This is a genomic window from Kitasatospora sp. NPDC088861 (assembly GCF_044750105.1).
In the GTDB taxonomy this organism is placed as follows: Bacteria; Actinomycetota; Actinomycetes; order Streptomycetales; family Streptomycetaceae; genus Kitasatospora.
The window spans coordinates 1-12,882 of the sequence record NZ_JBIVJF010000006.1; the positions used below are offsets into that span (position 1 = coordinate 1).

Genomic DNA, 12,882 nt, shown 5'->3' on the forward strand with positions numbered 1-12,882 from the left:
ACGCCGCTCGGCGCAGCGTCGCTGGCCCAGGTCTACCGCGCCGATCTGGCGGACGGCACCGCGGCGGCGGTGAAGATTCAGCGCCCCGGTGTCGCCCAGGTCATGGCCCAGGACATGGCCGTCCTGCGCCGCGCGGCGCGTCTGGTCGTCCGGGCAGCGCCCCGCTTCACCGCGGTCGTCGACGTGCCGGCCATGCTCGGCGTGCTCTTCGACGCCATGCGGGACGAGAGCGACTTCCGTCGGGAGGCCGCCAACATGCGCCACGCCCTCGGCTTGACCGCCGGGTTCGAGCACCTGACCGTGCCCCGGGTCCTCCTCGCTCCCACCCGGCGGGTCCTGGTGCAGTCGCTGGCCCCCGGCACCTCCGTACGCGACGCCGACCCCGCCGCGTTCACCGCCGACGAGCGCACCGGCATCGCCCGGGACCTGATGGCGTTCATGTACCGCGGGTACTTCCTCGACCGCTACTTCCACGCCGACCCCCACCCCGGCAACCTGTTCGTCGCCCCCGGCCACCCCGCCCACCTGATCGACTGGGGCATGGTCGGCCGCATCGATGCCACCATCAGCCGAAGCCTCGTCCTCGTCCTGCTCAATGCCGCCGCAGGCGACGGCCCCGGCCTGGCACGGACCTGGGCCGAGATGGGCAACCCCACCCCCTGGGCCGACCTCGCCGGATTCCGCACCGACATGAGCGCCCTCGTCCCGAAAGTCACCTCCGCATCCCTGGACGATCTCGACTTCGGTGTCACCCTCACCGCCGTCCTCACCCACGCCACCCGACGCGGCATCCGCTCCAGCCCCGTCATCGCCCTCCTCGGCAAATCCTTCGCCAACCTCGAAGGATCCATCCGCCACCTCTGCCCCGAACTCTCCATCACCGACGTCTTCGCCGACAACCTGCGCACCATCATCTTCGGCCTCACCCGCGAGACCCTCTCCGAACAACAAGCCGCCCGCACCGCCCTCGAACTCATCATCGCCGCCCCCGGCACCCTCCAGCAGAGCCGCAACATCCTGCGCAACCTCGCCGACAACGACCTCACCCTGAGCATCACCAACACCACGGACCGGCCGGACCACAGCCACACCCACGCCGCACTCATCCTCGCCGCCGCCATCATCTGGGCCGCCAGACACAGAAGATGACCCCGCTCCCGACCACGGCAATGGACAACGAACGCCGGGTACGTCCCGCGAGCGCGCCGCCCCGGGTCGGACCTCTCCCGTCACCGGCCCTGTCGCGCATCCTGGGGAAGGCACCGACACAGGGGCGACGTCGTTCTCACCCGCGGTGCGGCTACTGAGCGGGCCGGGTGGCGCCAGGCCACCGCTTTGCACTGCGGGGCGCTGTCCGGGCCCGGGCACTCTCACCTCCCGGACCGCCCGTGAGCGCCTGACACTCCCGGGGATCCTGACCAGACCGGCGCCGGCCCGCCCGGCGGGGCGGACAGCACCGACACCGCCCTGCCCCCGCCCGCCTCCCTGGAGCTCTACGCCCGGGTACTGGCCGGCTCCGCCGAGGCGTTGGGGCACGGCTGGCTCCGACTCTGGCTGACCCCGGAGACCGGCGCGACCACGCCGGTGCGACCATCGGCAGGTTCTCCCACCTGCTGCCGGACGCCGCGCAGCGGGTCACAGCGGCCTGCGCGGAGGCCGAGACCACCGCCGCCGAGGGCGCCGCGCAGGCGGAGGAGTGGCTGCTGGCCACCTGTCCCAGGTCCGCCGTCCACGCCCAGCCGCACGACCTGCGGACGGCGGCGTGCTGAACCCTCGGCTGCGGGAACCGGTCGTGGCCACTGCCGGGCTACCCCGCGACCGGCTCGGGCCGGAGGGCCTGGTCGATGTTCTCCTCGACCCAGGAGCGAAGCGCGTTCAACGGCACCGCGGCACTCTGGCCGAGGCGGGTGAGGGAGTACTCGACGTGCAGGGGGACGACGGGGTACACGGTGCGGTCGAGGATGCCGAAGTCCTCCAGGCGGCGCAGGGTCTGGGTCAGCACCTTGGGGCTGACGCCCTGGAGGCGGCGCTGGAGTTCACCGAACCGCTGGGGACCGTCTTCGAGGGCGCCGATGGCGAGGGCGGCCCACTTGTTCGCGAGCAGGTCGAGCAGGATGCGACAGGGGCACTGGGCGGCGTAGACGTCGTGCTGCGAGTGCTCGCCGCTGGGGCAGGTGGTCGTCATGCTCACTCTCCTCACCAGGACACTTCCCGATGGGAAGTACTAGCCCTTGAAGGTAACCATACCCGCGGGGATAGCGTCGCCGGCATCGAGGAACGGCCGCTGAACGGCCTTCCGCACTCTGATGCTTCGGGAGATGACGCATGTCCGCAGACACGATGCGCGCGGTGGTCCAGGACACGTTCGGCGGGCCGGAGGTGCTGCGGGTCGCCGAGGTGACGCGTCCGGTGCCGCTGCCGACGGAGGTGCTGGTACGGGTGCACGCGGCCGGGATCAACCCGGTGGACTGGAAGACCCGCGGCGGCTCCGGCATGGCCGGCCTGCTGGGTGAGCCGCCGTTCACGCTCGGCTGGGACGTGTCCGGCGTGGTCGAGGAGGTCGGCTTCGGCGTGACCACGCTGAAGGCCGGTGACGAGGTGTACGGCATGCCGTGGTTCCCGCGCGCCGCGAACGCCTACGCCGAGTACGTGACCGCCCCGGCCCGGCAGTTCGCCCGCAAGCCGGCCACGCTCGACCACGTGCACGCCGCCGCCGTGCCACTGGCGGCACTGACCGCCTGGCAGGCCGTCGTCGACACCGCCCAGGTGCGAGCCGACCAGCGGGTGCTGGTCACCGCAGCCGCCGGCGGGGTGGGCCACTTCGCGGTCCAGTTCGCCCGCCACCTGGGCGCCCACGTGGTCGCCACCGCCAGCGCCGCCCGGCACCCCTGGCTCAAGGAGCTCGGCGCCGACGAGGTGATCGACTACACCAGCACCCGCTTCGAGGACGCCACCACCGGCGTCGACGTCGTCATCGACCTGGTGGGCGACGAGCACGACCTGACCGGCACCCGCTCCCTGAAGGTCCTGCGCCCCGGCGGCCTGCTGGTCGCCGTCCCGGCCGGCGTCTCCCCCGAGCTGGCCGCGGCCGCCGAGGCGGCCGGCGTGCGGGTCACCCCGTTCCTGGTCGAGCCGGACGGCGCCGCGCTGACGACGATCGCCGCGCTGATCGACGCCGGCGAGGTCGCCGTCGAGGTGGAGCGGGCCTTCCCGCTGGAGCAGGCCGGGGCCGCTCATGCCCGCGGCGAGGCGGGCCGCACCCGCGGCAAGCTCGTCCTCACCACCGGGGTCGGGCCCGGAGCCAACTGACCACCGATCAGGAACGGACGGGATTCCCCGCTCGCCCCTCCCCCGTCCTCCGCCCTCCCTGTCGCGGGCTCACCCCACCTCACCGGACTCGCTCGACGCTCCACCTCGGCAGGTACTCGAAGAACGCGACGGCTTCCTCCCGCCACCTGGGGCGCCAGGCCGCGGCTTCCGCGGCGGCCGCGTGCGCGAAGCGCCGCATGTCCGCCCGCATCCGCTCCGGGACGCCGTGGCGGTGGGCGATGTCGCGGATGGCGGCGACGGTCTCCTCGGTGCAGGCTCCGTCGCCGAGTGCGGACTCCACCACGGCCCGCTCGGCGTCGGTGGCCGCCGCCAGGACGGCGCGGACGGTGTAGTTGCGCCGCCCCTCCCGGAGGTCCGTTCCGGTGGGCTTGCCCATGGTCCCCGCGTCGCCGAAGAGGTCCAGGTAGTCGTCGCGCAGCTGCCCGCAGATCCCCACCAGCCGGGCGTAGCGGCGCAGTTCCTCGTCGTGGCGGGCGGGCTGGACGCCTGCGGCGAGCAGTCCCAGCTGGAGCGGGGCGAGGACCGAGTAGCGGGCGGTCTTGTAGTCGGCCACGTCGTGCAGCACCTCCTCGTCCGGGTCCGCGGTGAAGTCCCGCTCCAGGTCGATGATCTGGCCGACGAACGTGGCCGTTGCCGCTCGCGTCTGCACCTCGACCATGGCCTGTCGGACCGGGAGCGGGGCCCGGGAATCGAGGAGGACCTGGAGGGACAGCGCGAGTGCGAGGTCGCCGGCGAGGACGGCGAGCCCGAGCGCGGTCTGCGGCCGGTCGGGGAACCGCCCCCGGTAGGCGTAGTAGGTGGAGGGCCCGCCCCGGCGGGTGGGGCTGTCGTCGATGATGTCGTCGTGGACCAGCCCGTGGGTCTGGAGCAGTTCGATGCTCAGCGCGGCGTCGTCCAGCCCCGCCACGGGCTCGGCGGTCACCAGCCGGGCGGCCTCGAAGAGCAGGGCCACCCGCATCCGCTTGCCGCCGCGCAGCGACAGGTCCCGCAGCAGGGCCAGGCAGTCCGGGGTGAACCGGCTGAACGACGGAGCGTCGAAGGCGGCGGCCAGGTCCTGGAAGTACTGCTCGGACAGCGTGCTGAACCGGCGCTCGTACCCGGCGAGACGGGCCCGGATCTGCTCGGTGGGGACGGCGGCGGTATCGGTCACGAAGATGTCTTCCGTTCGGGCGGGGATACGGGCCCGCGCAGGCGCGGAGGTGCCACGGATCCCGGTGGTGGTCCGTCACCCATGCTGCCCCATCGGCCTTCCGGTCCGAGATACTGGGGAGCATGCAGACGATTTCTCTGGACACACAGGCCCGTGAGCACCTGGAGCGTGCGGCGGCAGCCTCCTCGGGACGCAGCGCGGCGACCGTCTACACCGGCCACGAGCGCGGACTGCGTCAGACCGTCCTCGCCCTGACCGCCGGCTCGGGCCTCGCCGAGCACGACAACCCCGGCGACGCGACCCTCCTGGTACTGCGCGGACACGTGCGGCTCGTCGAGGGCGACACAAGCTGAGAGGGCCGCGCCGGTGACCTGATCCCCATCCCCGAGGCTCGCCACAGTGTCGAAGCGATCGAGGATTCGGCCGTGCTCCTCACCATCGCCAAGCGCGACTGAAACAGCACACCGGACAGGTGCCGGACAGGGCGTGCCCACCTGCGGACGCGCCCTGTCCGGCACCCGCCCCGTCCGAGGCGGCCGCCCCCGTCACCGCCGTCACGCCTCATCCGCTCTGCGCCCTCAGGAACCCTCGCCCCCCAGCATCAAGTCCGTCCCGCCCAGGAAGGTCAGCCCGGCGGCGTCGTTCAACTCGCTGGGAAAGCGGGTCAGCGCGAGTTGCAGGGCCTGCAACGAGTCCACGCCGAAGATCGCCGTCACGCGGTCGACGACGCCCGGGTGTCCGGTGATCCGGTACGGGCAGTACCAGTCCGGCCCCTCCGGGTCGCGGCAGGGCAGCCCGACCTCCAGCAGCACCGGCCTCTGCGTCCCGTCCGGAGCGGTAAAGGCCAGCTCACGACTGGCGATGACCTGGCCAAGCCCATATTCAGCGCTCACCGCAGCAGTACAACACACCCCACGGTTCGAAGCGCCTCTCCACCGGAAGGCCGGCAAGAGCACTGCCGGGAGCACGGTCCTGGTTGGGGCCGGCTCCCGGAGCCGGCTCCCGGGTGCGGTCTCGTCCTGGGTACGGACGAACTCGCCTGCCCCTGAATGGTCCTCTTGATCAAGGCCGGGAATCACCGGCGCCATTCCTCAGAGGGGTTCTTCGTGAACGAGCATGCACCGCACAGTCGCCTCCCGCGCTCGCGCCGGGGCGGCCGGCACCGGGCGGTGGCGGTCGTGACCGCCGTGGCCGCCGGCGTGATGACGGTCGGAGCGCTGGCACCGACCGCGGCGTTCGCGGGCGGCAAGCCGGACAACGTCCAGTCGAGCCTGAACGCGCTGGTGAAGGACGACGGCCTGCCCGCCGCGCTGGCCGCCGTCAAGGGCCGCGACGGCCGCACCCGCACCTACACCGCCGGTGTCGGCGACGTCGCCACCGGAGCCAAGGTGCCCACGGACGGGCAGGTGCGGATCGGCAGCAACACCAAGACCTTCACCGCCGTCGTCGTGCTCCAGCTCGTCGCCGAGGGAAAGGTCGGCCTGGACTCCCCCGTCGAGACCTACCTGCCCGGCCTGCTGCGCGGCGACGGCATCGACGGACGCAACATCACCGTCCGCCAACTGCTCCAGCACACCAGCGGCCTGCCCGAGTACGTGGACAAGGACTCGATCCTCACCGGTCCGACGCGCTACTACGAACCGCGCGAACTCCTCGACGCGGCCCTGGCCCAGAAGGCCCACTTCGCCCCGGGCACCAGCTGGGAGTACAGCAACACCAACTACCTGCTGGCCGGCCTGATCATCCAGAAGGTCACCGGGCGGCCGCTCGGCGAGGAGGTCAACCGGCGCATCGTCGACCGCATCGGCCTGCGCCACACCTACTTCCCCACCCCCGGGGACACGGGCATCCGCGAGGCCCACCCCAAGGGCTACAACCGGGACGCCGACGGCTCGCTCCGCGACTACACCGAACTGGACCCCTCCTGGGGCTGGGCGGCAGGCGCCGTCGTCTCCACCAACAGCGACATCACCCGCTTCTACACCGCGCTCCTCGGCGGCCGGCTCCTGCCCACGGCGCAGCTCGCCCAGATGCGCACCACCGTCCCCGCCGACGAGGTGGGCCCCGGCGCCCGCTACGGGTTGGGCCTGGTGAGCCGGCCGCTGTCGTGCGGCGGCCTCTACTGGGGCCACGGCGGGACCATTCCGGGCTACGAGACCGCCGGGGGCGCCACCGATGACGGCCGCGCCACCAGCATCGCGGTGACCATGATCCCAAGTGGTGCGGCCGGACAGCACGTTGAGGCCGCGGTGGACGCGGCCCTGTGCCGCTGACCCTCCCCGATCCGGCCTGAGCTTCCGCACCAGTACGACCCGCGGGTTCTGCGCGCCTCGGCGCGCGCGGAACCCGCGCGCTCGCGTACCCGCGCACCTGCACATCCCGCCAATTCCCCTTTCCCGTAGAGGAGTTCTTCCGTGAACGAGCACGTCCCGCACAGCCGGTCCCCCCAGTCCCACCGGAGCCGCCGCGGTCGGCACATGGTGGCGGCAGCCGTGGCCGCCGGCGTCGTGGCGGCCGGAGTGCTGGCACCGACCGCGGCGTTCGCGGGCGGCAAGCCGGACAACGTCCAGTCGAGCCTGAACGCGCTGGTCAAGGACGACGGCCTGCCCGCCGCACTGGCCTCGGTCAAGGGCCGCGACGGCCGCACCCGCACCTACACCGCGGGCGTCGGCGACCTCGCCACCGGCGCCAAGGTCCCCGTCGACGGGCAGATACGCGCCGGCAGCAACACCAAGACCTTCACCGCCGTCGTCGTCCTCCAGCTCGTCGCCGAAGGGAAGGTCGGCCTCGACGCGCCCGTCGACACCTACCTGCCCGGCCTGCTGCGCGGCGACGGCATCGACGGACGCCGCATCACCGTCCGCCAGCTGCTCCAGCACACCAGCGGCCTGCCCGACTACATGGAAACCCCCGCACTCCCGGACTTCACCACGATCCAGTACCGCTACTTCGAGCCCCGCGACCTCCTCGACGCGGCCCTCGCCCAACAGGCCCGCTTCCCCGCGGGTACCAGCTGGGAGTACAGCAACACCAACTACATCGTCGCCGGACTCCTCGTCCAGAAGGTCACCGGACGGCCCGTCGGCGAGGAGATCACCAAGCGCGTCATCGACCGCATCGGCCTGCGCCACACCTACTTCCCCACCCCCGGGGACACCGGCATCCACGAGGCCCACCCTCACGGCTACTACCGCAGCTCGCCGGACGCGCGGACGATCGACTACACCGAGATGGACTCCTCGGCGGCCTGGGCGGCGGGGGCGATCGTCTCCACCAACACCGACCTCAACTCCTTCTACGCCGCGCTCCTCGGCGGCCGACTCCTGCCCGCGGCGCAGCTCGCCGAGATGCGCACCACCGTCCCCGCCGAGCTCCTGGGCCCGGGGGTCCGCTACGGGCTGGGCCTGCAGAGCAAGCCGCTCTCCTGCGGCGGCCTCTCCTGGGGCCACGGCGGGACCACCGCGGGCTACCGCTCCCGCAACGGGGTCACCGACGACGGCCGCGCCGCCGCCATCACCGTCACCGCCATCCCGGGCGAGGCCGGCGCGCAGCACATGGCGGACGCCCTGGACGCGGCCCTCTGCCGCTGACCGCCCCACCCCTCGGGGCGCCCCCTGCCTGCGCGGGGGGGGGGCGGACACCGGACAGACGGCCTCGCGGCTCCCGTGGGCGGGGACCGCGAGGCCGTCTGTGGAGTACCGCTGCCGGGATCAGTCCGACTCGGGCAGGCTCAGCCCGCCTCAGCCCGCCGGGTTCGCGGGCCGGGCCTCGACCAGGCCGGACTCGTAGGCCGCGATCACCGCCTGGGCACGGTCGCGGACACTCAGCTTGGCGAAGATGCTGGTGATGTAGTTCTTGACCGTGGAGACGCTGATGCCCATCGCCGACGCGATCTCGGCGTTGTCCAGGCCGGTGGCCAGCAGGTGCCACACCTCGATCTCGCGGGGCGTCAGTTCGCCCAGACTGGACACCGGCAACGGCACCGGTGCCGGTGGCAGGCGGGGCGCGGTGACGTACGTGGAGATCAGCCGGGTGAGCAGGCGCGGCGCCACCGCCGCCTCCCCGGTGTGCACGGTGCGCACGGCCGCCGAGAGCTCCTCCGGGGAGACGTCCTTGGGCAGGAACCCGGAGGCGCCGGCGCGCAGGGCGGCGACCACGTACTCGTCCATGTCGAAGGTGCTCAGCGCCAGGACCCGGCAGGCCGGCAGTTCCCGCGTGAGCCGCTCGGTCGCCTGGACGCCGTCGAGAACCGGCATCCGGATGTCCATCACCACGACGTGGGGCCGGTGCCGGTGCGCGAGGTCGACCGCCTGCTGGCCGTCGTCCGCCTCGGCCACCACCTCGAAGGCCGGGTCGGGTGCCAGGATCAGGGCCAGGCCCCGCCGTACCAGCGGCTGGTCGTCGGCGATCAGCACCCTGATCCGCTCCGGGGTTCCCATCATCCGAGCCGTTCCTCTCCGTCGGCCGGCGCCACCGGCAGGCTGGCCGCCACCCGGAAGCCACCACCGTCCACGGCGCCGGCCACCATGCTGCCGCCCTGCAGCGCGACGCGTTCGCGCATGCCGATCAGACCGTATCCGGTGCGGCCCGCCCTCGGTCCGGCCGCACCGCCCGCTCCCGCCAGGGCGCCCACCAGGGTGTCGGCCGGCGCGGCAGTGCCGTTGTCGGACACCTCGACGGTGATCCGGTCCGGGTGGTACGTCAGCCGGACCCGCGCCTGGGCCCGGCCGGCGTGCTTGCGGGTGTTGGTGAGGGACTCCTGGACGATCCGGAACACCGCCAGGCCGGTGCTCGGCGGCAGCGGGCGCTCCTCCCCCAGGACGGCGAACTCAGTGGGAAGACCGGCCCTGCGGGACTCCTCGACGAGCCGTCCGAGGTGTCCGACACCGGGCTGCGGCTCGGCCGGCGACTCCTCCGGCTCGTCGCCGGCCCGGAGCACGTCGAGCAGTTGGCGCATCTCGCGCAGCGCCATCCGCCCGGAGCCCTCCAGCGTGACCAGGGCGTCGCGCACCACCTCGGCGTCACCCCCGAGGTTCGCTCTGGCACCGCCAGCCATCAGCTGCATGGTGGTGATGTGGTGGGCGACGATGTCGTGCAACTCCCGTGCGATGCGGCGCCGTTCCTGCGCCACCGCGCGGTCGGCCAGCAGCCTGCGCCTGGCCTCCACCGCGTGCTGCCAGCGTTTCAGCGCCTCGGCCGCGGCGATGACCAGCGCCACGGCGACCACGTTGGACGCCACTTGCGAGAGCGGAGGCGGCAGCGGATGCCCCCGGCCCAGCAGCGGTACGACGGCCGCCACGAGGGCGGTCGTCACCGCCACCACGAGGCCGCGCGAGCGGGCGACCGCGAACAGCGCGATGCAGAGCGTGCAGTTGAAGTGTTGCGGCACCGGCCCGCTCAGGTTCAGGGCCAGGCCGAGGGCCAGCACAGCCGTCAGCGACGCCAGCGGGTAGCGGCGCCTGGTGAGCAGCGGCATGGCCGCCAGTACGAGCAGGACCAGCGCCGTCAGGGCGATCGGCTGGCTTCCGTCCGGGCCGCCGATCGAGTAGCCGAGGAGGTCCAGGGCGGCAGCCCCGACGGCCACCAGCGCGTCACTGGCCGTCCAGGGCAGACCGTCGGCTCTCGGCGGCGGCTGCTGCGGCTGCGGCAGCAGCAGCGGCCGGTGGTGCGTCGACATGCTGGTGGTGGTCCTTTCCGTGGCCGGTCGGCCGTGTGCCGTCGTCCGTGAGCCGCGAGCCGTGAGCCGTGAGCCGTTCCCGCGGAGCCCTCGGGGGGGGCCTGCGGTCCATTCTCCCTGTGGCCCCCAGCCCCGGGCCGGCACCCGGGACCGATCCCGGACCAGGCCCCTGGTCCTGGTCCGGGCCTGGTGGCGGGCTCAGGTCCTGATGCCGTTCTCCTCCCGCGCTCGGACGAGAACGCCCGGTACGCCGTGATGGTCTGGAGACGTGCCGGAAATCCCCGGCGACAGCACCACAGCCGGAGGACATCGTGATCCGCGCCCTGACCGGATTCTCCACCAGGAATCCGTGGAAGGTGATCGCCGTATGGGCGGTCCTGGGAGTACTCCTGACCGTCCTGAGCCAGACGTTGATCTACCGGGTGACCCAGACGCAGACGGCCGACTTCCTGCCGAAGAGCTACGACTCGGCCGCCGCCATGAAGGTCGCCCAGGACCGCTTCGGGACGAAGCCCGACGCCAACCCGGTGACCGTCCTGGTCGCGCGGGCCGACGGCCGGGCGCTGACCGCCGCGGACCGGCAGCAGATCGACGACGGGGCGAAGCGGCTGAGCCGCCTCAAGGTCACCATGCCCAAGCCCAAGGACGCCGCGCCCCTTCAGCGGGACTACTCGCAGGTCCCCCAGGTCGACCCGGCCATGACCGCGCCGGACGGGACCTTCGAGCTGCTCTCCGCCAACCTCACCGGAAACCCCGCCGACCCGGGCCTGGAGAACACCTACCGGGCGTTCCGGGACGGCACCCGGGCGGAGTTCGCCGCCCAGGGACTGCGGACCGGCTTCACCGGCGCCCTCGCCGACCAGGTCGACTCCGCCGACGACGGCAAGACCCTCGCGACCGTCGCGTCCGCCTGCGCCGTCGGCCTGATCATCCTGCTCCACATCCTCATGTTCCGCAGCGCCCTGGCCGCGCTGCTGCCGCTGATCGCGGTGGCCCTCGTCAGCGGCGTGGCCGCCGGCGCCGTCGTGGGCACCGCCCTGCTCACCGGCATCAAGCTCGACCCGTCCGTACCGAGCCTGATCGGCGTGGTGCTGCTGGGCATCGGCATCGACTACTTCCTGTTCCTGATGTTCCGCTTCCGCGAGCAGCTGCGGGCCCACCCCGAACGCCACCACCGCGCCACCGCCGCCGAGGTCGGCCACAAGGTCGGCACCGCGATCACCTCGGCCGCGCTGACCATCGTCGCCGCCTTCGCCACCCTCGGGGTCGCCAGCTTCGGGCAGTTCCGGGTGCTCGGCCCGGCCGTCGCGGTCTCGGTCCTGGTCATGCTGCTGGCCAGCCTCACCCTGATGCCCGCCGTACTCGCGGCCTGCGGACGCGCACTGTTCTGGCCCTCGCGCGCCCTCAAGACCGTGCCCCGCGACGGCGCCACCGCCCGCTTCGCCGACCTGGTGGCCCGCCGGCCCGTGGTCATGGTCCTCGCCTCGCTCGCCCTCCTGGGCGCCCTGGCCGGCGGGCTGGCCGGGATCAGGATGGACTACGGCCTGGGCGGCGGACCGCGCACCGCCTCCCAGACCACCGCCGCCGAGATCTCCCGCGTCCTGCCCGCCGGTGTGGCGGACCCGACCAGCGTCTACGTCGAGACCAAGAACGCCGGCCCCCTCACCCCCGGCGCGTTGGACGGCCTCGCCCAGGGCCTCACCCGGGTCACCGGCGTCGGCCAGGTCACCAAGCCGGTCCTGAGCGAGGACCGGCAGGCCGCCAGAATCGACCTCTTCCTCACCGAGGACCCGCAGTCCCAGCAGGCCCGCGACCTGGTCGCCGGCCCGATCCGCGCCGCCGTCGCCCAGAGCACACCGGCTGGCCTGAGCGCACACGTCGGCGGCACCCCGGCCGTCTTCGCCGACGTCTCCACCGCCGTCGGCCGCGACCTGCGGCTGGTCTTCCCGGTCGCGGCGGCACTGATCGGGGTCATCCTCCTCCTGCTGCTGCGCAGCCTGCTCGCACCGGTCGTCCTGATGCTCTCCGTCGGCCTCGGCTTCGCGGCCACCCTCGGCGCGGCCGCCCTGCTGTTCCAGCACGCGATGGGCAAGCCGGGCGTCAACTTCACGCTGCCGCTGGTCCTGTTCCTGTTCGTGGTCGCGCTCGGCACCGACTACAACATCCTGATCAGCGACCGGATCCGGGAGGAGATGGAACACCCCGGCCCGCCCCGGGCCGCGGTCGCGCGCGCCCTCCGGCACACCGCCCCGGCCATCGCGACGGCGGGCCTGGTCCTGGCCGGCTCCTTCGCCGGCCTCGCCGTGACCCCGCAGCCCTCGACCCAGCAGATCGGCTTCGCGACCGCGCTCGGCATCCTGCTCTCCGCGTTCCTGCTGTCCGTCGTCCTGGTGCCCGCCCTGGCCGCGCTCCTCGGCCGCAGCCTGTGGTGGCCCCTGCGTCCAGGCCGTACCACGGCCCGCACGGCCCCCGGGCACCCCCGCGCAGAGGCGCCGCAGTCGCCGCAGTCCCAGCCCTGGTCGCAGTGGCCCACGCCGCCGCAGCCGGACGACCACCCCTCCCCCTACCCTCAGCCCTATCCCCAGCCGTACGCGCCGCAGGAGGAACAGGGCGCAGCCTCCTCCTGGACCGGAAGCAGCCACCACCCGTAGGAAGCGGGCGGGCTCGGACGACGACACCGGGCGCAACGGCCGGCGCCCCCGGTTCCGTCGCGCTGCGGCTGTCG

General features: G+C 73.1%; 10 protein-coding genes and 1 pseudogene. 6 read left to right on the top strand and 5 right to left on the bottom strand.

Going from position 1 to position 12,882, the window contains the following annotated elements:
- Positions 1 to 1,149: ABC1 kinase family protein (locus tag ACIP37_RS13335; RefSeq protein WP_400806972.1), on the top strand; the 1,149-nt coding region annotated here is incomplete at its 5' end.
- Positions 1,150 to 1,807: 658 nt separating this feature from the next.
- Here the strand turns inward: ACIP37_RS13335 and ACIP37_RS13340 are convergent.
- Positions 1,808 to 2,185, bottom strand: coding sequence for a helix-turn-helix domain-containing protein (locus ACIP37_RS13340; RefSeq protein ID WP_363585541.1), 378 nt, complete (start codon positions 2,183 to 2,185; stop codon positions 1,808 to 1,810).
- 140 nt (positions 2,186 to 2,325) lie between these two features.
- Between ACIP37_RS13340 and ACIP37_RS13345 the strand changes: the two genes are divergently transcribed.
- Positions 2,326 to 3,309 (top strand): NADP-dependent oxidoreductase, encoded by a 984-nt coding sequence (locus tag ACIP37_RS13345; RefSeq protein WP_400806968.1) that lies wholly within the window; start codon positions 2,326 to 2,328, stop codon positions 3,307 to 3,309.
- A gap of 79 nt (positions 3,310 to 3,388) precedes the next feature.
- On the opposite strand, the gene ACIP37_RS13350 is transcribed toward ACIP37_RS13345, so the two are convergent.
- Positions 3,389 to 4,480, bottom strand: a complete 1,092-nt coding sequence (locus ACIP37_RS13350) for a polyprenyl synthetase family protein (RefSeq protein WP_400806967.1) — start codon at positions 4,478 to 4,480, stop codon at positions 3,389 to 3,391.
- Positions 4,481 to 4,602: 122 nt separating this feature from the next.
- Here ACIP37_RS13350 and ACIP37_RS13355 point away from each other — a divergent pair.
- Positions 4,603 to 4,935, top strand: a pseudogene (locus ACIP37_RS13355) (cupin domain-containing protein).
- A 123-nt stretch (positions 4,936 to 5,058) separates the two neighbouring features.
- On the opposite strand, the gene ACIP37_RS13360 reads toward ACIP37_RS13355, so the two are convergent.
- Complete coding sequence (locus tag ACIP37_RS13360) at positions 5,059 to 5,373, bottom strand: DUF6968 family protein (protein WP_400806963.1); 315 nt, start codon at positions 5,371 to 5,373, stop codon at positions 5,059 to 5,061.
- Between the two features lie 213 nt (positions 5,374 to 5,586).
- On the opposite strand from ACIP37_RS13360, the gene ACIP37_RS13365 reads away from it, so the two are divergent.
- On the top strand, positions 5,587 to 6,753 hold the full coding sequence (locus ACIP37_RS13365) for a serine hydrolase domain-containing protein (protein WP_400806960.1): 1,167 nt from the start codon (positions 5,587 to 5,589) through the stop codon (positions 6,751 to 6,753).
- A 141-nt stretch (positions 6,754 to 6,894) separates the two neighbouring features.
- Complete coding sequence (locus ACIP37_RS13370) at positions 6,895 to 8,070, top strand: serine hydrolase domain-containing protein (RefSeq protein WP_400806957.1); 1,176 nt, start codon at positions 6,895 to 6,897, stop codon at positions 8,068 to 8,070.
- Positions 8,071 to 8,220: 150 nt separating this feature from the next.
- Here ACIP37_RS13370 and ACIP37_RS13375 read toward each other — a convergent pair whose 3' ends face one another.
- A complete protein-coding gene (locus ACIP37_RS13375) occupies positions 8,221 to 8,919 on the bottom strand; it encodes a response regulator transcription factor (RefSeq protein ID WP_363585542.1) in 699 nt (232 codons plus the stop codon).
- On the bottom strand, positions 8,919 to 10,157 hold the full coding sequence (locus ACIP37_RS13380) for a sensor histidine kinase (protein WP_400806954.1): 1,239 nt from the start codon (positions 10,155 to 10,157) through the stop codon (positions 8,919 to 8,921). Before ACIP37_RS13380 ends, ACIP37_RS13375 begins: the two co-directional genes overlap by 1 nt.
- 311 nt (positions 10,158 to 10,468) lie before the next feature.
- On the opposite strand from ACIP37_RS13380, the gene ACIP37_RS13385 reads away from it, so the two are divergent.
- A complete protein-coding gene (locus ACIP37_RS13385; protein WP_400806952.1) occupies positions 10,469 to 12,808 on the top strand; it encodes an MMPL family transporter in 2,340 nt (779 codons plus the stop codon).
- Positions 12,809 to 12,882: the final 74 nt, after the last annotated feature.